The 19,169-nt window shown below is 52.8% G+C and carries 17 protein-coding genes; 11 read left to right on the top strand and 6 right to left on the bottom strand.

What is annotated here, in order from left to right; genetic code table 11:
- Positions 1–8 precede the first annotated feature (8 nt).
- From AB8809_RS21265 to AB8809_RS21275, 3 genes are read left to right on the top strand one after another with little or no spacing between them, the layout of a single operon-like run.
- A complete protein-coding gene (locus tag AB8809_RS21265; protein ID WP_012773065.1) occupies positions 9–1,379 on the top strand; it encodes a sucrose-specific PTS transporter subunit IIBC in 1,371 nt (456 codons plus the stop codon).
- Positions 1,379–2,788, top strand: a complete 1,410-nt coding sequence (locus tag AB8809_RS21270; RefSeq protein ID WP_349856528.1) for a sucrose-6-phosphate hydrolase — start codon at positions 1,379–1,381, stop codon at positions 2,786–2,788. Before AB8809_RS21265 ends, AB8809_RS21270 begins: the two co-directional genes overlap by 1 nt.
- Positions 2,789–2,818: 30 nt before the next feature.
- Positions 2,819–3,838 (top strand): LacI family DNA-binding transcriptional regulator, encoded by a 1,020-nt coding sequence (locus AB8809_RS21275; RefSeq protein WP_349856529.1) that lies wholly within the window; start codon positions 2,819–2,821, stop codon positions 3,836–3,838.
- 112 nt (positions 3,839–3,950) lie between these two features.
- On the opposite strand, the gene exbD is transcribed toward AB8809_RS21275, so the two are convergent.
- Positions 3,951–4,376, bottom strand: a complete 426-nt coding sequence (gene exbD / locus AB8809_RS21280) for a TonB system transport protein ExbD (RefSeq protein ID WP_010280259.1) — start codon at positions 4,374–4,376, stop codon at positions 3,951–3,953.
- Positions 4,377–4,379: 3 nt separating this feature from the next.
- Positions 4,380–5,390 (bottom strand): tol-pal system-associated acyl-CoA thioesterase, encoded by a 1,011-nt coding sequence (exbB, locus tag AB8809_RS21285; RefSeq protein WP_012773062.1) that lies wholly within the window; start codon positions 5,388–5,390, stop codon positions 4,380–4,382.
- Positions 5,391–6,090: 700 nt separating this feature from the next.
- On the opposite strand from exbB, the gene AB8809_RS21290 reads away from it, so the two are divergent.
- The 5 genes from AB8809_RS21290 to AB8809_RS21310 all read left to right on the top strand — a co-directional run bounded on the left by AB8809_RS21290 (position 6,091) and on the right by AB8809_RS21310 (position 11,413).
- Positions 6,091–7,068: a TRAP transporter substrate-binding protein gene (locus AB8809_RS21290; protein ID WP_012773061.1), complete on the top strand. Its 978-nt coding sequence runs from the start codon at positions 6,091–6,093 to the stop codon at positions 7,066–7,068.
- A 114-nt stretch (positions 7,069–7,182) separates the two neighbouring features.
- Positions 7,183–7,689, top strand: a complete 507-nt coding sequence (locus AB8809_RS21295) for a TRAP transporter small permease (protein WP_012773060.1) — start codon at positions 7,183–7,185, stop codon at positions 7,687–7,689.
- Between the two features lie 15 nt (positions 7,690–7,704).
- Positions 7,705–8,997, top strand: a complete 1,293-nt coding sequence (locus AB8809_RS21300) for a TRAP transporter large permease (protein ID WP_012773059.1) — start codon at positions 7,705–7,707, stop codon at positions 8,995–8,997.
- Positions 8,998–9,241: 244 nt separating this feature from the next.
- Positions 9,242–10,432 carry a cystathionine beta-lyase gene (gene metC, locus AB8809_RS21305; RefSeq protein ID WP_349856530.1) on the top strand — a complete coding sequence of 397 codons (1,191 nt, stop codon included), beginning with the start codon at positions 9,242–9,244 and terminating at the stop codon, positions 10,430–10,432.
- Between the two features lie 321 nt (positions 10,433–10,753).
- Entirely contained in the window at positions 10,754–11,413 is a 660-nt protein-coding gene (locus tag AB8809_RS21310; protein ID WP_012773057.1) for a DedA family protein, read from the top strand.
- A 29-nt stretch (positions 11,414–11,442) separates the two neighbouring features.
- Here AB8809_RS21310 and AB8809_RS21315 read toward each other — a convergent pair whose 3' ends face one another.
- On the bottom strand, positions 11,443–12,432 hold the full coding sequence (locus AB8809_RS21315; RefSeq protein ID WP_180778458.1) for an AraC family transcriptional regulator: 990 nt from the start codon (positions 12,430–12,432) through the stop codon (positions 11,443–11,445).
- A 231-nt stretch (positions 12,433–12,663) separates the two neighbouring features.
- On the opposite strand from AB8809_RS21315, the gene AB8809_RS21320 reads away from it, so the two are divergent.
- From AB8809_RS21320 to dkgA, 3 genes are all read left to right on the top strand, one after another.
- Positions 12,664–13,404, top strand: a complete 741-nt coding sequence (locus AB8809_RS21320; protein WP_012773055.1) for an NADPH-dependent oxidoreductase — start codon at positions 12,664–12,666, stop codon at positions 13,402–13,404.
- A gap of 3 nt (positions 13,405–13,407) precedes the next feature.
- A complete protein-coding gene (gene yqhD / locus AB8809_RS21325; RefSeq protein ID WP_349856531.1) occupies positions 13,408–14,571 on the top strand; it encodes an alcohol dehydrogenase in 1,164 nt (387 codons plus the stop codon).
- Between the two features lie 274 nt (positions 14,572–14,845).
- A complete protein-coding gene (gene dkgA / locus AB8809_RS21330) occupies positions 14,846–15,673 on the top strand; it encodes a 2,5-didehydrogluconate reductase DkgA (RefSeq protein WP_012773053.1) in 828 nt (275 codons plus the stop codon).
- Positions 15,674–15,715: 42 nt separating this feature from the next.
- On the opposite strand, the gene AB8809_RS21335 is transcribed toward dkgA, so the two are convergent.
- The 3 genes from AB8809_RS21335 to AB8809_RS21345 all read right to left on the bottom strand — a co-directional run bounded on the left by AB8809_RS21335 (position 15,716) and on the right by AB8809_RS21345 (position 19,074).
- The gene (locus tag AB8809_RS21335; RefSeq protein WP_349856532.1) at positions 15,716–16,453 is read right to left on the bottom strand and encodes a GntR family transcriptional regulator; all 738 of its coding nucleotides are present in this window, start codon (positions 16,451–16,453) and stop codon (positions 15,716–15,718) included.
- A 366-nt stretch (positions 16,454–16,819) separates the two neighbouring features.
- Complete coding sequence (gene ftsP / locus AB8809_RS21340) at positions 16,820–18,235, bottom strand: cell division protein FtsP (RefSeq protein ID WP_012773051.1); 1,416 nt, start codon at positions 18,233–18,235, stop codon at positions 16,820–16,822.
- Positions 18,236–18,336: 101 nt separating this feature from the next.
- Entirely contained in the window at positions 18,337–19,074 is a 738-nt protein-coding gene (locus AB8809_RS21345) for a 1-acylglycerol-3-phosphate O-acyltransferase (protein ID WP_181845778.1), read from the bottom strand.
- Positions 19,075–19,169 lie beyond the last annotated feature (95 nt).

Genomic DNA, 19,169 nt, shown 5'->3' on the forward strand with positions numbered 1-19,169 from the left:
GGAATAACATGGATATCAACAAAACCGCCGCCGCGCTCATCCCCCTTCTTGGCGGAAAAGAGAATATCGCCAGCGCGGCTCACTGTGCGACTCGTCTGCGTCTGGTACTGAATGACGACAATTTGGCAGACAAGAAAGCCATCGAGAACGTTGACGGCGTGAAAGGCTGCTTCCAGAACGCCGGACAAATGCAGATTATTTTCGGTACGGGACTGGTTAACAAGGTGTATGCCGAGTTCATCAAAGCGGCAGGCATCAGCGAATCGAGCAAGTCCGAAGCGGCCTCCATCGCAGCGAAAAAGCTGAACCCACTGCAACGTCTGGCGCGCCTGCTATCAAACATCTTCGTCCCTATCATGCCGGCGATTATCGCTTCCGGTCTGTTGATGGGGCTGCTCGGCATGATCAAGACCTACGGCTGGGTCGATGCCAGCAGCGCAATCTTCGTGATGCTGGATATGTTCAGCTCCGCTGCATTTATCATTTTGCCCATCCTGATCGGTTTTACTGCCGCGCGGGAATTCGGCGGTAACCCCTATCTGGGCGCGACGCTGGGCGGCATTCTGACCCACCCAGCGCTGACCAACGCCTGGGGCGTCGCGGGTGGCTTCCAGACCATGCATTTTTTCGGCATGGACATCGCCATGATCGGCTATCAGGGTACCGTGTTTCCGGTCCTGCTGGCCGTCTGGTTCATGAGCATCGTGGAAAAGCGCCTGCGTAAAATCGTCCCTGACGCATTGGATATCATCGTCACGCCTTTCCTTACGGTCATCATTTCCGGTTTCGTTGCGATGTTGATCATCGGTCCGGCTGGGCGCGCGCTGGGCGACGGCATCTCTTTCTTACTCAGCACGTTGATTACTCACGCGGGCTGGCTGGCCGGATTGCTGTTCGGCGGTCTCTATTCCGCCATCGTCATCACTGGTGTTCATCACAGCTTCCATGCCATTGAAGCCGGCCTGCTGGGCAACCCTAATATCGGTGTCAACTTCCTGCTGCCAATTTGGGCGATGGCGAACGTGGCACAGGGCGGCGCGTGTCTGGCGGTATACTTCAAAACGCGTGATGCCAAAACCCGAGCGATTGCCGTTCCCGCAGGGCTGTCTTGCCTGCTGGGCATCACTGAAGCCGCGATATTTGGTATAAATCTGCGCTTCATTAAACCGTTCCTGGCTGCACTGGCTGGCGGTGCGCTTGGTGGCGCGTGGGTCGTCTTCAATCACGTCAATATGACGGCCGTCGGGCTGACCGGTTTTCCAGGTCTGGCCATTGTGCAAGGAGGATCGATGCTTAACTACCTGATTGGGATGTTCATTGCGTTCGGTGCCGCCTTTACCCTGTCCTTATTGCTGAAATATAAAACGGATAGCGAATAATGAAGGAAGTCCACTTATTAAAGCGCATGGCGCACGCCCTGATGTCAGGTCACTCACGGAAACAGGAAGACCCGTATCGCCCGGAATGGCATCTGTCCCCTTGTGTTGGTCTGCTCAACGATCCGAACGGATTTATTCATCACAAGGGGCGTTACCATCTGTTTTATCAGTGGAATCCTTTGTCTTGTGCCCACGGAGCGAAGTTCTGGGGGCACTGGAGCTCTGCCGATCTGGTGAACTGGACACATGAGCCCGTCGCACTGGTGCCGAGCGAAAGCTATGAAAGCCACGGCTGCTACTCTGGCTCTGCCGTGGTGGATCAGGGTGCGATCATGCTGATGTATACGGGTAACGTGAAATACGACGACGGCTCGCGTACCGCGTTTCAGTGCCTCGCCCGTGAGAATCCTAACGGTGAATATGACAAGCTGGGAGCGGTTCTCACTCTCCCTGACGGCTACACCGGACACGTTCGCGATCCCAAAGTGTGGCGTCATGACGACCATTGGTACATGGTGCTCGGTGCACAGGATCTCGACCTACAGGGGAAAGTGCTGCTCTACCGTTCTGACGATCTGCTGGCATGGGAAAAGATCGGCGAGATCGCCGGTTCCCGTCTAGGCGGACTCGGGGATTTTGGCTACATGTGGGAATGCCCGGACCTGTTACCGTTAGATGGAAAAGACGTACTGATTTGTTGTCCGCAAGGCGTTCCCGCCGAAGAAGAGCGCTACCTGAATACCTTTCAGGCTGGCTATGTTATCGGCTCACTCAATTACGACAATGGTGCTTACCCGCATCAGGACTTCCACGAACTGGATCTCGGCTTCGAGTTTTATGCCCCACAAACCACGCTGAGTGAAGATGGGCGACGCCTGCTGTTCGGCTGGATGTCGATTCCCGATGAGAATGAATTTTTTGAACCGACGATCGAATACGGCTGGATCCATACCATGACCTGCCCACGCGAACTCACGCTGCGTGGCGATCGCGTTTATCAACGTCCCGCGCATGAACTGCAGCAGCTACGCAGGCAACATTACACCTGGCACGGTGCCGCAGACTACGCCTCTCCGCTCCATGCCAACAGCGCGGAAATCCTTATCACCGTTCAGGGAGAATTCCAGCTCAGCCTCGCCTCTCAGTTGGTTCTCTGCTGGGATGGAGAACGCGTCACGCTGAGCCGTCGCAACCGCCGCACTGGCGAACCCGAGCACCGCTACTGGCGCGGCGAGCTGAGCCAATTGCAGATACTGTGCGATCGCTCCAGCGTTGAAATCTTCATCAACGACGGTGAGGCCGTGATGTCTGCGCGTTATTTCCCAGAAAGTGAAGCGACCATGACGTTCAGCGGCTCTGGGCGATTAACGCTACAGCACTGGCTGTTAGCGCCATGCGTGATAGAATAACTTTCCTTTTTTCTGATAGCAGACCTCGCGGTGAAACCGACTAAACGCATAACAATCAGTGACATCGCCGCGCTGGCCGGTGTATCAAAATCCACCGCCAGTCTGGTACTTAACGGACGTAGCAAAGAGTTTCGCGTTTCTGATGAAACCCGCGATCGCATTTTGGCCGTCGCGCATGAGCAGCGTTATCAGCCCAGCATTCACGCCCGTTCGCTGCGTTCCTCACGCAGCAACACGCTGGGTTTGGTGGTGCCAGAAATGACCAACTACGGCTTTGCCGTGATTTCCCGCGAGCTGGAGATGCTGTGCCGAGAAGCAGGGCTACAGTTGCTGATTGCCTGCACCGACGAAAACGCCAGTCAGGAGATGATGGCGGTGAACAGTCTGGTTCAGCGTCAGGTCGATGGTCTGATTGTCGCCTCCAGCCTATTGAGCGATATCGAATATCAGAAAATTAATCAGCAGTTACCTGTCATACAATTTGACCGGGTGATTGGTGATTCCACGCTGCCGATGGTGATTTCCGAAGCGGTAGAATCCACGGCAGAAATGGTCGAACGTATCGCTCGCCAACATCGTGACGAGTTCTATTTCCTTGGCGGCCAGCCGAGAATCTCTCCAACTCGCCACCGTCTGGAAGGCTTCCAGCTCGGGCTGGCACGCGCAGGCATCGACAGCAAGCCGGAATGGATTATTCATGGCAGCTATCACCCCAGCGCGGGTTATGAAATGTTTGCCCAACTGTGTGCAACGCTGGGTCGTCCGCCAAAAGCGCTGTTTGTCGCCGCCTGTGGCCTAATGGAAGGCGTGCTGCGTTATATGAACCAACATAACCTGATGGAAAGCGGCATCCGACTATGCTGCTTTGACGATCACTATCTGTTTGATTGTTTACCGCTGAAAATCGACACCGTGGCGCAGGATTGTGAAAATCTGGCACGCAACAGCTTTGAGATGGTAACCAGCCTGATTGCACAGCAGCCGCTTGAAGAAGATCGACGCTACATCCCGACACGGATTCACTGGCGTCACCCTGACTCGCGGGCATAGGCTTAACGCCCAGCATCCTGCCATCATCTCGACATCAATCTATAGACGTAAAAAAAGGAATGCGGGTTGGACATTCATCCCGCATTCCTTCTTAACACACAACCTTCAGCCGTTATTTAGCGGCAGCGGTTTCCGCACCAACCAAGCCAACCTTGAGGTAGCCCGCTTTACGCAGTGAATCCATCACGCTCATGATGGTTTCATAATCGACGCTTTTATCTGCCTGAAAGAAGATCGTCGTTTCTTTGTTAGCACTGGTTTTCGCGTCCAGCACCTGAGCCAGCGACTGCTCGCTAACGACCTCTTCTCCCAGAAACATTTGCTTATCCGCTTTTACCGTCAGATAAAGCGGTTTTTCCGGTCGCGGCTGCGGCGCTGCCGATGACGCAGGCAAATCGACACGAATGTCCACTGTTGCCAGCGGTGCCGCCACCATGAAGATAATCAGCAGAACCAGCATGACGTCAATGAACGGCGTGACGTTAATGTCATGCATTTCACCGTCATCACTCACGTCCTCCTTCAAATGCATCGCCATGACTTAACCCACCCGCAGTTTATGCGCTGCTGAAGACGCCCGGTTGTCGTTGCTGGCAGCCACGTCGAGATCGCGGCTTTGCAGCAGCAGCACTTGTGCAGCCACATCGCCGACCATCGCTTTGTAGCTGGCGATCGAACGTGCAAAGACGTTATAGATAACCACCGCAGGAATTGCGGCAACCAGACCAATCGCCGTCGCCAGCAGGGCTTCTGCGATCCCCGGTGCGACCACCGCCAGATTGGTGGTTTGCGTCTGTGCAATACCGATGAAGCTGTTCATGATGCCCCATACCGTACCGAACAGCCCCACGAACGGCGCAACCGCACCGACCGTTGCCAGATAGCCGTTACCACGCCCCATATGACGACCAGTAGCCGCCACGCGACGTTCCAGACGAAATGCGGTACGTTCTTTAATCCCGTTGTTGTCATCAGAACGTGCGGAAAGTTCCAGTTCGTTCTGCGCATCCACCAGCAGTTGCTGTGCAACGCTGCCAGTTTTGAACGCGTCCGCCGTTTCCAGCGCATCATCCAGCGTTTTCGCCTGTTCCAGCGCCAGATACTCACGGCGCAGTCGGCGTTTCGCACCAGACATCTCAACACTTTTACTGAAGAAGATCGCCCAGGTAATCACGGAGGCCAGCAGCAAGCCGATCATCACCGTTTTCACCACGGCATCAGCGTGCTGGTACATACCCCAGACGGATAAATCGGTTTTCATCAGGTTATTGGTGCCCGGTGCCGCACTGGCAGGCAGCGCGAGTGCGGACGCAGGTGCCTGTACATCAGCAGTCACAGGGGCAGCAGGAGACGCCACAGCAGGCTGAGAGGCAGTAGCAGCATTCTCTGTTGATAACGGTGCCGTTGCAGGAGCCGCAAACGCATTTCCACTTAGTCCCGCCGTACACAGCAGGATAACCAGCACGCTACGGGAAAATGCGCTGAACGCGCCACGTTTTTTTTGCCAGGTTGATAACACCTGTTGAGTTGTATTACTGACAGCCGTCTTCACGCTGTGCCTCCACCATTCGTTCTGTACAATCATGTGTTCTGTACAATACCCGCACATACCCACAGGTATGATGCCGCAATAACGCAGCCTGAAATGATACCAAACCCTGAACGAATTGATAGTCGTTCTCATTATTATTTACACCAGATAACGCACTTTTCTTGCGTTCTGACAGGGTTTTTGGGGGTATTGCCTGCATATCGGCAGAAAAAGCATAAAAACAAGAAAGAAGGAGTGCATTACGGAATATCTCAGGCGAGATAGCGCTAAAACACGGCGGGATATCCCAGGTTTTATGATCGAATTTTTATTATCGGCTTTTTGTGATCAACATTAAGTTATCACACCATTTCACAATGACTGACGATAAGTTTATTGAAACAATTAGATACATAGAAAGAAGATAAGACAATTAAAAACATAATGTTATGCATCTATCTATTAGGATGATAGGTATAAAATCCATATAAAACAGTATTTCATATTAGCTTTTTCTTTTGTGACACGAGTCATTCTACAAAGTTGTATAATAGGTTAGCTTAACTCGTAGAGAATACCGACGAGCGCCACAACAATATCTAATGGTCGCCGTCTTCTCATCATTAAACCCGTTATTCATTACTCTATTTTTCATGGGTTTATATTTTTAACATCACCATTTGATTATCGATAATTCCACCCCACCTCTGGAGATAATTCAATGAAGCTGTCGAAAACATTGATCGGCGTTTGTCTGGGTTCTACTGCACTCCTGATGAGCCACGCGATTCAGGCACAACAAATTAAAGCCTCTGATGTTCACCCTGAAGGTTACCCTAATGTCGTCGCAGTTCAGAAAATGGGAGAGAAATTAAAAGCCGCCACAGGTGGCAGGCTGGAAATTAAAACCTTCCCCGGCGGCGTATTGGGTGATGAGAAGCAGATGATTGAGCAGGCGCAGATCGGCGCGATTGATATTATCCGTGTATCAATGACGCCCGTTGCCGCGATTTTACCGGAAATAGAAGTCTTCACGCTGCCCTATATTTTCCGTGATGAAGATCATATGCATAAAGTACTGGATGGAAAAATCGGCCAGGAAATTGGTGACAAAATTACCCAAAGCAGTAAATCAAAATTGGTTTTTCTGGGCTGGATGGACGCGGGAACGCGTAACTTAATCACCAAAGAGCCAGTGGTGAAACCGGAAGACCTCAAGGGCATGAAAATTCGCGTCCAGGGCAGTCCGGTCGCGCTCGCCACGCTAAAAGCCATGGGCGCCAACTCGATCGCGATGGGCGTTAGTGAAGTCTTCAGTGGCATGCAAACCGGCGTCATTGACGGCACCGAGAATAACCCACCAACGTTTGTCGCACACAACTACCTGCCTGTCGTGAAAAACTATACCTGGAGCCGCCACTTCATTATTCCTGAACTGTTCCTGTACTCCAAAACCAAATGGGACAAACTTTCTAAAGAGGATCAGGATCTTATCCTGAAGCTGGCGAAAGAAGCACAGCAAGAACAGCGCGTGCTGTGGAATGAATATACTCAGCAATCTCTGGATAAAATGAAGGCCGGTGGCGTGCAGTTCCATGACATTGATACCGAGTACTATTTCAAAGCCACGCAGCCCGTACGCGATCAATTTGGTGCCAAATATCAGGATCTGATTAAAGCCGTCGCTGACGTCAAATAATCAATATCTCATCTCAGCGGATAAATAGTCTGCTATTTATCCGCCATCATGAATAGCCTCGTATTAACAATTACCCTTCGCGGTTCACTCCGCGAAGTGAATATAGGTGGCGCAATGGCACAGTCTTATCTTTCCAGCATGGATGTACTCTATCGTATTGCCATGTGGGTTTCTGGTCTGGCGTTATTAATTATGACGATCGTAATTCCTGTCGGTATATTCGCACGCTATGTATTAAATGCCGCATTATCCTGGCCAGAACCCATTTCAATTATCTGTATGGTGACGTTTACTTTTGTAGGCGCAGCCGTCAGTTACCGTTCCAACTCACATATTGCCGTCAGTATGTTAACCGACAGATTGCCAGAATCCGGTAAGAAGATTTGCGTACATCTGTCGAACCTCCTGATGCTCTTAATCAGCCTGTTTATTCTCTATTACAGCACGTTACTTTGTCTGGAATTATGGGAACAGCCCGTTGCGGAGTTTCCGTTATTGACTGCAGGTGAAAGTTATTTACCGCTGCCTATCGGTTCATTAATCACCGTGCTCTTCATCATCGAAAAAATGTTTTTCGGCCCGCAGGATAAACGCCCTGTGGTAATGCTTGGCAGTTCTTAATTCGGAGCCAATACCATGGATGCATTTATTCTGATTGCCTCACTGGCCGTGTTGCTAGCGGTCGGTGTTCCCGTCGCCTACGCGGTAGGGTTAAGCGCCATTGTTGGCGCGCTCTGGATCGATCTGCCGCTTGAGGCTGTCATGATCCAGGTTACCAACGGCGTGAACAAATTTTCGCTGCTGGCAATTCCTTTCTTTATTCTGGCTGGGGCAATTATGGCCGAAGGCGGGATTGCTCGTCGGCTGGTCAGCTTCGCTTACATCTTTGTCGGCTTTATTCGCGGCGGCTTATCGTTGGTTAATATCGTCGCCTCTACCTTTTTCGGCGCGATATCTGGCTCCTCCGTCGCAGACACAGCCTCAATCGGCTCGGTGATGATCCCGGAAATGGAGAAGAAAGGTTATCCGCGCGACTTCTCCGCCGCCGTCACCGCCAGCGGATCCGTACAGGCCATTTTGACACCGCCGAGTCACAACTCCGTGATCTATTCGCTGGCAACCGGCGGTACGGTTTCAATTGCCTCACTGTTTATCGCAGGGATCCTGCCCGGTCTGCTGCTCAGCCTGACCATGATGGTGATGTGCGTCGGTTTTGCCCATCGCCGCGGCTATCCAAAAGGCGAACGTGTGCCGTTCCGTCAGGCGCTGAAAATCTTTGTCGATACCCTATGGGGGCTGATGACGGTCGTCATCATCATGGGGGGGATTCTGTCAGGTATTTTTACCGCGACCGAGTCTGCGGCCATCGCCTGTCTGTGGTCCTTCTTCGTGACCATGTTTATCTATAAAGATTACAAGTGGTCGGAACTGCCCAAGCTGATGTACCGCACGGTCAAAACCGTCACGATCGTGATGATCCTGATCGGTTTCGCCGCCGCATTCGGTGCCATCATGACCTACATGCAGTTGCCCGCCCGCATCACCGAGTTTTTTACCTCCATCTCGGATAACAAATACGTCATCCTGATGTGTATTAACATCATGCTGCTTCTGCTGGGTACGCTGATGGATATGGCGCCGCTGATCCTGATCCTGACACCCGTTTTGCTGCCCGTCGCTCTCTCGCTCGGCATCGATCCGGTGCATTTCGGCATGATCATGCTGGTGAACCTCGGGATTGGTCTGATTACGCCGCCAGTGGGATCGGTACTTTTCGTCGCCAGTGCGGTGAGTAAACAGAAGATAGAACAGGTCGTTAAAGCGATGCTGCCCTTCTACTGTGGGCTCTTCCTTGTGCTGATGCTGGTCACCTATATTCCGGCCATTTCGCTTTGGCTGCCCAAACTCTTTGGCGTTCATACGGGTTAATCTGTCCCAATTGCGCCATGTTTTCTGGATTGTATTGGATAACATGGCGCTTCTTGCTTTCTTCCTGAAATGTTTTCATCTACCACCCATCTTATCCTACTTACGCCCACACGCTGCCCAAGCCGTGATAACGTAGGGTTAATACATCGAATTGCGCCCCCTTGTTTCCTCACACTCTCACTATCGGGAATATCTGGCGTATTGGGTCATCCGGCAGGATTGAATAGAAAAGGTAATAGTGGTTATGACAAGCAAAAAAACGGCAACAGCGTTAGTCGCCGCAGGACGCAGCAAGAAATTCACCCACGGTTCCGTAAACCCCGTTATTCAGCGCGCTTCCTCTCTGGTATTCGATACCGTGCAGGACAAGAAGCACGCCACCATTAACCGAGCCAAAGGCGCGTTGTTCTATGGTCGCCGCGGTACGCTGACCCATTTCGCATTTCAGGAAGCGATGGTGGAGCTGGAAGGCGGTGTAGGCTGCGCGTTGTACCCCTGTGGTGCCGCCGCTATTTCTAACGCAATCCTCTCTTTCGTTGCGGCAGGCGATCACATTCTGGTGACAGAGTCAGCCTACGAACCGACGCAGGATTTCTGCACGAAAGTGCTTAACAAGCTGAACGTCAGCACCACCTATTTCAACCCGCTTATCGGTGCCGATATTGCCGAACTGATCCAACCCAATACCAAAGTTGTCTTTCTCGAATCGCCGGGCTCCATCACCATGGAAGTCCATGATGTGCCCGCGATCGTACAGGCCGTGCGCCGCATCAATCCCGAGATTGTTATCATGATTGATAACACCTGGGCAGCGGGCATTTTATTTAAAGCATTCGACTTCGATATTGATATCTCTATCCAGGCGGGTACGAAATACATCGTTGGCCATTCCGATGCCATGCTCGGCACGGCAGTGGCGAATGAGCGCTGCTGGGCACAACTGCGCGAGCATTCCTATCTGATGGGACAAATGGTGGACGCCGATACCGCCTATGTCGCCAGCCGTGGCCTGCGCACGCTGGGCGTCAGGCTCAAACAGCATCAGGAAAGCAGTATCCGCATTGCGAAGTGGCTGGCAGAGCGGCCGGAAGTCGCCGTCGTTAATCACCCTGCGTTGCCAGAATGCAAAGGGCATGAATTCTACGTGCGCGATTTTAACGGCTGCAACGGCTTGTTCTCCTTTGTGCTGAAGGCGAAATTAAGCAAGGAAACGCTGGCGCACTATCTGGATCATTTTGAACACTTCAGCATGGCGTATTCCTGGGGGGGCTTCGAGTCTCTGATTCTGGCGAATCAACCGGAAGAACTCGCGGCGATCCGCCCGGCGAGCGGTGTGGATTTTACCGGCACACTTATTCGGTTACATATTGGACTTGAAGACAGTGACGATCTGATCGACGATCTGGCCGCGGGTTTCAGCAGGCTGAGCGCCTAGCAAGGCGTCAGCAAGCTGGCGCACTGTCACACGGCAGGAAAAAATACAGAAAATGTGACGGCCATAAGGCCGCCATGTCTTGATTTCCCCTGCGGGGCGGTGGGTAATGCGTTATGATAATCATGAGTCAACGCTTACTAAAAAACCGCGTTACCTTAACCAAAAATTAAGCATTAAGCTTTATCGTATTCTCACAACAATGCGGCAAGGCGTTTTGCCCATACTGATTTTAGGGCTTGATAGGCAGTAGATTTCAGGTAACCCAGCGTTCCACCGCCGCTGCCTGAAAGATAGTGAATATCGTCACTGGCGGGAAGTAATATGAGTGTGGTTCACGACATTATTCAGGCGCTCTGGCAGCAGGATTTTAGTGCACTGGCCGATCCCCACGTCATTTGGGTGGTTTACGGCATTCTGTTCACGACGCTGTTTCTGGAGAACGGTCTGCTGCCTGCCTCTTTTCTGCCCGGCGATAGCCTCCTGTTGCTCACCGGCGCCATGATTGCCAAAGGCGTAATGAGCTTTTTCCCTACGATGATCCTGCTCACCATCGCCGCCAGCCTCGGCTGCTGGCTCAGCTACCTGCAAGGGCGCTGGCTGAGCGATACGCGTCTGGTAAAGGGCTGGCTATTACAGCTTCCCGCTCACTATCACCAACGCGCCCATCATCTGTTCCACCGCCACGGCCTGATGGCGCTGCTGGTTGGCCGCTTTTTAGCATTTATCCGCACGCTGCTGCCGACAATGGCCGGTATTTCCGGGTTAAATAATACACGTTTTCAAATCTTTAACTGGCTCAGCGGGTTGCTGTGGGTCGGGGGGATTGTCACGCTCGGCTATGCACTCAGCCACATTCCGCTGGTCAAACGCTATGAAGATCAGGTGATGACCGCGCTGATCCTGCTCCCGATTATTTTGCTGATCAGCGGCCTGATTGGCATGGCTGTCGTGGTGTGGCGTAAAAAACGTGCCGTCGCCTAATTGGGCTACCGCACGTTTTCTTAACGCCTTCAGCTTTCCTCAACCACCATATTGCTGGCCTTTAATCTCGCCGCTTCATCGCTTGGCGTCGCACCGAAATAGCGCTTAAATTCCCGGCTAAACTGCGACACGCTCTCATACCCTACGCGAGCCGCCGCGACTCCCGCTCTCAGCCCCTCGTTGATCATCATCACGCGCGCTTTATGTAAACGGTAGGATTTCAGATACTGCAAAGGCGATGTGTTGGTCACCGCTTTGAAGTTATGATGAAACGCCGAGATGCTCATGTTCACTTCGGCTGCCAGCTGTTCCACATTCAGGTTATCGGCATAGTGGTTTTCGATACGTCGCAGAGACTTGGCAATCTGACTGAAGTGCGTGTGCCGATTAACCAGCGCCTGTAATGCTGCACCGCGTTCGCCGCAGAGCATATGATAGATAATCTCGCGCACAATCGTCGGCCCCAGTACACGGGCATCACGCGGGTTATCCATCGCATCTAACAGCCGTTCAACCGCACACAGAATCTCATCGGTCAGCGGCGCGCTGTTCACCCCGCACGTACAGGAACAGGGGCGGACCGCGCTATCGTCGTCACCAATGTCGATCAGCAAGTCCTGAAGCATCTGGATATCGATACGGATCGCCATCCCCACCAGCGGATGTTCAGCGCTGGCTATCGTTTCACATTCGAACGGCAGCGGCACCGTCATCAGCAGGTAGTTTTCCGGGTCATACTGGAAGGTTTTCCCCCCTACATAGCCAATCTTTTGCCCCTGAAAAATGATGACGATCGTCGGCTCATACATGACCGGCACGCGCGGATGGTGCTGTTCCGTATAAAGAATTTTGACCTGAGGTACGAGCGAAGGCGTGGCCCAGTTTTTGGTTGAGCAGCGGATAGCCTGTTGCACGATGCGTTGCCGTACCGTCTGCTGCGGTTCTGTGAGTTCCTGAACGATGGGTTTCTGATCTGCGGGGTTCTGAACAAGCCCCTCGCATTGGCCTTCGGTCAACATAATTGGCTTTCCGTCAAAATAGAGTTATCTCGCTACTGGTTCGCTTTGTCTGCCCGAAGTCGTTCTCCTGACAGAAGAAATAAAATGACATACCTGCGAATTATTATCACCCTTTTCTCCTACATTTTGTAGAAATAGGCAATAAGCAAACAGAAATGTGCATTGAACGTCTTTCGTGGGTTGATGACAATATTGAGCATACATTCGCTCCTTCATCACCCGGGAAAAGACATGAATAAAACGATTGAACTGTTCACCTCACATCGCAGTGAACGCAGCTATCTTGATAAAGCGATTCCCGATGACGTGCTGGATGCCATTATTCAGTCCGCCCATCTGGCACCGACATCCGTGAACTCTCAGCAGGTTTCGCTCATCGTCACCCGCGACCCGGAACGCAAGGCACGCATCGCCGAGTTGGCTGGCGGCCAGCCGTGGATTGCCAAAGCGCCCGTCTTTATTACCGTGGTACTGGATATGCATAAAACACAGGTCGGGATTGCCATGAGCGGAAAGCAGCAACACGCGCATGAAAGCCTCGAAAGCCTGATCGCTGGCACAACGGATGTCGGTATCGCGCTTGGCACGCTGATGGCCGCGGCACGCTCATTTGGCCTGGGCATCGTCCCGATTGGCGGCATTCGTCGCGAGCCGCAGGCGATGATCGATTTTCTGGAACTGCCTGAACTGACGTTCCCCGTCGCAGGCGTCGCTATCGGTTATGTGGACACCCCTGCGCATCAAAAACCACGCCTGCCGCTGAATTCATTCCGCCATGATGAAACCTATCATCAGGACGTTCTGCCTGCGGCTATCGAGCAATATAACCAAACGCTGGTGACACACTGGCAGCAAACCGGCCGCGCAGACGGTGACAACTGGGGTGATAACACCGCCAGCTACTATCAGCACATTTATTTCCCGAAAGTCTTACCCGCGATCCTCCAACAGGGCTTTAAACTGGACAAATAACCTATGCTAAATTTCACACTTCATACCCCTACCAAAATTTTGTTTGGCGAAGGCCAGATTGCTGAATTAGGCAAAGAAATTCCTGCCGATGCCCGTATCCTCATCACCTACGGCAGCGGCAGCGTGAAGCACAATGGCGTACTGGATCAGGTCTATCGCGCACTAGAAGGCCGCAACGTACGTGAGTTTTCCGGCATTGAACCGAACCCGACTTACGAAACGCTGATGAAAGCCGTCGAGGTCGTCCGTGCGGAGAAGATTGATTTCCTGCTGGCGGTTGGCGGTGGTTCTGTGGTTGATGGCACGAAATTTATCGCTGCCGCCGCAGATTATCAGGCTGCGCAGGACCCGTGGCATATTCTGCAAACCGGTGGGGCGGAAATCGATCGCGGCGTCGCGATGGCAGCCGTGCTTACCCTGCCAGCGACGGGTTCGGAATCCAACAACGGGGCAGTCATCACCCGTAAGTCGACCAATGATAAACTCGCCTTCCGTTCGCGTTACACCCAGCCGCTTTTCGCCGTACTCGACCCGGTGGTGACTTACACCCTGCCCGCTCGCCAGATCGCGAACGGCGTGGTCGATGCCTTCGTTCATACCGTTGAGCAGTACCTGACGTATTCCGTCGATGCCAAAGTACAGGATCGTTTTGCGGAAGGTTTGCTGCTGACGCTGGTTGAAGAAGGCCCACGCGCGCTGGCAGAACCGGAAAACTACAAGGTCAGAGCCAATGTGATGTGGAGCGCTACAATGGCGTTGAACGGCCTGATTGGCGCTGGCGTGCCGCAGGACTGGTCAACCCACATGCTAGGCCACGAATTAACGGCGCTGCATGGCCTCGACCATGCCCAGACGCTGGCTGTCGTGCTGCCCGCTATGCTGGCGGCAAGAAAAGCCCAGAAACGCGACAAACTGCTGCAATACGCCGAGCGCGTCTGGAACCTGCGTGACGGTAGCGAAGACCAACGCATCGACGGTGCAATTGCCGCTACGCGTGACTTCTTCGAGAAAATGGGCGTACCGACCCGCATGTCTGACTACCAGTTGGATGGCAGTTCCATCCCAACACTGGTCGCCAAGCTCAACGAGCATGGCCTGACTGCACTAGGCGAACACCGCGATATTACGTTGGAAGAAAGCCAGAAGATTTACGAAGCGGCACGCTAAGCCTTCCACACCTCATCATGCGAGTTACAGGAGAAAACACTACCGTTTAAACAACACTTATACCCTCACCTCAATGCTGTGTCTGTTAAGGGGAGCCGATCGGCTCCCTTTATCATCAGGCTACGTATAACCGACCAATTTTTCTACTAGACTGAAATCATATGCCTGTTCCTGCTAGGGATCACGTTCCGCAGTGTCCGTGATATGAACAGGTCGCCCATCCAGTTAACCCTATGATATTTTTATGGATTAACGGATATAAAAGGAGAATGAGATGACGCAACCGAAAGTTAAGCTGGCGGACGGTAACATCATGCCCCAGTTGGGCCTTGGTGTCTGGCGAGCAAGCAGTGAGGACACGGTGATCGCCGTGACTGAAGCATTGTCCATCGGTTATCGGGCGATCGATACCGCCGCTATTTATAAGAACGAGGAAGCCGTGGGTCAGGCGCTAAGTTCCGCGAATCTGCCGCGTGAAGAGGTATTCATCACCACCAAGCTCTGGAATGGCGATCACACCGATCCCCAGAAGGCGCTGGAGGAAAGCCTGAGAAAACTTCGGTTAGATTATATCGATCTCTACCTGATTCACTGGCCGCTCCCGCAGCAGAACACCTTCGTGGATGCCTGGCGCGGACTCATCAAACTTCAGGAACAGGGTCTGGCGAAAAGCATCGGCGTCAGCAATTTCCACATTCATCATTTACAGCGGTTAAAAGAAGAAACGGGCGTCTTGCCGGTTATCGATCAGGTCGAACTTCACCCCCTTCTCCAGCAAAGGCAGCTCCACGCCTGGAATGCGACGCATCATATCCAAACTGAATCCTGGAGCCCGCTGGCGCAAGGCGGCGAAGGCATTTTTGACCATCCGGTTATCCGTAAACTGGCAACAAAATACGGGAAAACGCCAGCACAGATCGTGATTCGCTGGCATCTGGACAGCGGGCTGGTGGTGATTCCTAAATCAGTAACACCTTCCCGTATCAAGGAAAACTTCGAGGTGTTCGATTTCCGTCTGGATAAAGACGAGCTGGGTGAAATTGCCAAGCTGGATAGCGGGAAGCGACTGGGATCGGATCCTGACGAACCGAGAAACGACTAGCCCAGCGCTGATGCCAGCATTCACCGTGCTGGCATTTTTCTTCTAATCGGCAAACTGAATCTCATACACATCGCTACGGCAATGCGCCTCGCTGTATTCCAACAGTTCACCCTGTTCGTTATAAACGTGCAGTTGGCAATATAGCAACGGCGTTCCCACCACGGTACCAAGACGTGCAGCGATCTCTGCCGCACAGGCAATCGCTTTGAAACGATAGCGCTTTTTGTCCGGCGCGATCCCACGCGACACCCAATATTGATAGAGAGACTGTTCAAGCGCTTCCGGGTCAGGCAGAAACTTTTGCGGTATCCACGTCGTTTCCAGCGAGACAGGCTCGCCATTGCTCAGCCGAACGCGTCGCAGATAGGTGACGGCCTCACCTTCCGACAGAGACATTTTCTCCGCGATAGCAGCAGGCGGAACCTGTATTACCTTATCCAGCCACAGGCTACCAGCGACGCCGCCCTGTTTCAGCACCAGCGCAGTGAACCCTTCATCCTCGGCGCTCAACGCGTAGTTAAGCCGTTGCGTAACGCGAGTTCCCACCCCCTGCTGGCGAACAATCAGCCCTTTTTCTTCCAGCAGCGACAGGGAACGGGAAACCGTTACGCGTGATAATCCCAACTGTTGCGCAATCAACCGTTCCGCAGGTAAGAACTGACCTGCCAATGCCTTCCGACGGCCGATTTCTGATTCAAGCAACGACGCGAGCTGCATATAGCGAGGCGCCGACGACGCCCCAGCCAGTTGATCCCTGACCCAAAGCAGTAATTCCCGCATAGTGCAGCCTTTTTAGTGACGCAGCATTCTGGCTGCGTGCAGGTTAAAACAGAAAGTGAACCTGATTTCATGGCGAAACGAAACGTTCTGCCTCTGAAATTGTTGTAATAAAAAATGTTTTTTAGCACGGTTCAGACCCGGAACAGCATGCGGCTCAACCCGCGATTCACCCTTAATTCATAACAACATCAATCTATAAGGTATCGTCCGCACGGCTACGCATCTTTAATTTTGGTTTGTCTGAATAGAGGTGGATCACAGTAACAATGATGTAAGTATTGGACCTCCGCCGTCAGACAGAACTGCCGTCGCATTTGCACGGCAGAGGGAATAACGGCGGAAGGAGAATGGCAGGGGTAAATGGCGTTACATTGCAGACTGTACGATGAGCTGCCCGGTTGAACCGCGATCGGCCAATTCCAGCGTCTGGCTGTAATACAGGAAGGGGAACGCCATTGAGGAAGGCTGCATGAAATACACCAGCAGCTCGACATCGTTATCCACCCACACCGTATCTTTCCAGCCGCTGTCTTCCACCGCCGGCGGGCCGCCATTCGCGCTACGCACCAGGAATTTAACGCCCTGAATATGGAAAGCCTGCGGCGTGTCTGCGTGGATAATCCAGCGTTCGCAGCGGCCAAGCTGCGTTTGTACATCGGCACGCGTCATGTCCCACATCGCGCCATTGATGCCAGGCAAGCTGTCACCCAGACGGAATTCGCGCGTGCGGCTGATGCTGCCTTCAATGATGTTGTCGGCCAGCAGGCGCATCGGCAGGTTATCCGTCACCAATGGCAGCAGACCCGTCGGTTTAAGCGTGAGTATTTGAGTAGAAATCAGGATACTGGAAGGCTCAAATAAGCCGCGCAGGCGATCCATAATCCCGGCCGATTCCCCCGCCGTCAGCGTAACGTCCTCGCCTTGCGACATGTCGATCAGAATTTCGCGTCGTTCGCCGGGTGCGAGAGACAGCTGATTCACCGCCATCGGTGCCGGTAGCAGCCCCTGATCGCTGGCAATCACATGCATCGCCCGACCATCGCTCAGCCGCATCACGTAACGCCGGGAGTTCGACGCGTTCAACAGTCTCAGGCGAACCCAGCCGCGGGACACCTCAACAAAGGGATTTTGGATGCCGTTGACTAATAGCGAGTCACCGACAAAGCCGCCGTTAGAAGGCGGGCTATAAATAGGGACACCAAAGTTATCCAGCCGTTTATCCTGAATAATCAAGGGAAAATCATCAACACCGTAGTGATTGGGCAACGGCAGGGCTTTACTGGCTCGGTCTTCTACCAGCCATAACCCAGCCAGCCCGTTATAGATATGTGGTGCCATGCGGTTCGGCGTATTCGCATGATACCAGCAGGTCGCCGACGGCTGACGAATAGGCACCACTGGTGACCAGTCGGTACCTGGAGAAATAATACGGGCTGCCCCACCCATTAGCGGCCCCGGCACCTGCAACCCGCCGATTGTCATCGCGACAGGCTCATTCAGACGGTTACTGTAAATCAGCTTAACGTCATCGCCGTCATAGACGCGTACCGTCGGCCCTAAATAACGGCCGTTGATTCCCCAAATGGCTGTCTTACGATCACCGGAGAATGCCCAATGAGCACGCTGCATGGTCAGAAAAAGAGGCTGGCCTCGGCGCGACTCCAGTAATGGCGGTATCGGCAATGCGGCGGAATTCCCACTGGCTTTAGCCGCCAGTGGCGTCATTCCCGCACATAACGCAAGGCCCGATGCCTGAATAAACTGACGTCGGCTGAGTGACATAATGACTCCGTAAATCCATTAACCGTAAGCAAAGTTTAACTTCCAATTCTTTCTTGAATAGAAAGTCGGAAGAAATAATCGCGTAACCCGATGGGGTAAACTTATTTTTTATCTGCCGCTTCGCGCGACGCCACTTCCGCATCCAGCTCGGCAATCTTGGCCGCCATTACATCATGGCAGTGTGTAGCCAGCTCGCGAACCTGATCTTTGGTATACGCACGGGTATCAATGGGCGGCAACATTTCTACGATAACGAGGCCATTATTCCAGCGGTTCAATTTCACTTTATTGCTGGTCGTAGAAACGCAAATCGGCACAATTGGCACTTCAGCGCTAATCGCGGCATGAAAGGCACCGGTTTTGAAGGGCAGCAGGCCGCGTCCACGGCTGCGCGTACCTTCGGGGAACATCCAGATAGAAGTGTTTCGTTCTTTAATATGCTTCACCACCTGAGCGATGGTGCCGTGCGCTTTCGCGCGGTTTTCGCGATCAATCAGCAAATTACCCGTCAGCCAGTAAAGCGGCCCGAAGAATGGGATCCACAGCAGGCTTTTCTTACCCACGGTAACGGTACGCGGCTGGACTGCTTTGGATACCGTGACCATATCGTAATTATTCTGATGATTCGCGATATAGATGCAGTTGCCATAATGGGCGGCTTCTTCTGGTATCCGCATTTCTACTTTCAGGCCAAAGACCGTGGACAGACGTCCAAAAAGATGGCCGAAAGTCGCCACATGACGGGGATTTCTAGGGCTGAACAGGCAGTAAAACAAGCCAAAAATACAGACCAAAATCGAAAAGATAACGACAACCAAAAAACGCAAAATGGATAACATAGCAACCTCATTAGCCGACAGCCGCCGCTAGTATAGCGATTTCGCGCTAAAACACACGGTGATTCAATTTGCTGCAGGATGGCAACCGGAAACTA

Source organism: Pectobacterium aroidearum (assembly GCF_041228105.1).
Lineage (GTDB): Bacteria > Pseudomonadota > Gammaproteobacteria > Enterobacterales > Enterobacteriaceae > Pectobacterium > Pectobacterium aroidearum.

Bases quoted from the DNA above. Each gene is read 5' to 3' on its own strand.
- AB8809_RS21295 (WP_012773060.1), top strand. From the start codon at position 7,183: ATGGCACAGTCTTATCTTTCCAGCATGGATGTACTCTATCGTATTGCC.
- metC (WP_349856530.1), top strand. From the start codon at position 9,242: ATGACAAGCAAAAAAACGGCAACAGCGTTAGTCGCCGCAGGACGCAGC.
- AB8809_RS21270 (WP_349856528.1), top strand. From the start codon at position 1,379: ATGAAGGAAGTCCACTTATTAAAGCGCATGGCGCACGCCCTGATGTCA.
- exbD (WP_010280259.1), bottom strand. From the start codon at position 4,376: ATGGCGATGCATTTGAAGGAGGACGTGAGTGATGACGGTGAAATGCAT.
- AB8809_RS21315 (WP_180778458.1), bottom strand. From the start codon at position 12,432: ATGTTGACCGAAGGCCAATGCGAGGGGCTTGTTCAGAACCCCGCAGAT.
- AB8809_RS21335 (WP_349856532.1), bottom strand. From the start codon at position 16,453: ATGCGGGAATTACTGCTTTGGGTCAGGGATCAACTGGCTGGGGCGTCG.
- AB8809_RS21345 (WP_181845778.1), bottom strand. From the start codon at position 19,074: ATGTTATCCATTTTGCGTTTTTTGGTTGTCGTTATCTTTTCGATTTTG.
- AB8809_RS21320 (WP_012773055.1), top strand. From the start codon at position 12,664: ATGAATAAAACGATTGAACTGTTCACCTCACATCGCAGTGAACGCAGC.
- AB8809_RS21310 (WP_012773057.1), top strand. From the start codon at position 10,754: ATGAGTGTGGTTCACGACATTATTCAGGCGCTCTGGCAGCAGGATTTT.
- AB8809_RS21290 (WP_012773061.1), top strand. From the start codon at position 6,091: ATGAAGCTGTCGAAAACATTGATCGGCGTTTGTCTGGGTTCTACTGCA.
- AB8809_RS21300 (WP_012773059.1), top strand. From the start codon at position 7,705: ATGGATGCATTTATTCTGATTGCCTCACTGGCCGTGTTGCTAGCGGTC.
- yqhD (WP_349856531.1), top strand. From the start codon at position 13,408: ATGCTAAATTTCACACTTCATACCCCTACCAAAATTTTGTTTGGCGAA.
- dkgA (WP_012773053.1), top strand. From the start codon at position 14,846: ATGACGCAACCGAAAGTTAAGCTGGCGGACGGTAACATCATGCCCCAG.
- AB8809_RS21265 (WP_012773065.1), top strand. From the start codon at position 9: ATGGATATCAACAAAACCGCCGCCGCGCTCATCCCCCTTCTTGGCGGA.
- ftsP (WP_012773051.1), bottom strand. From the start codon at position 18,235: ATGTCACTCAGCCGACGTCAGTTTATTCAGGCATCGGGCCTTGCGTTA.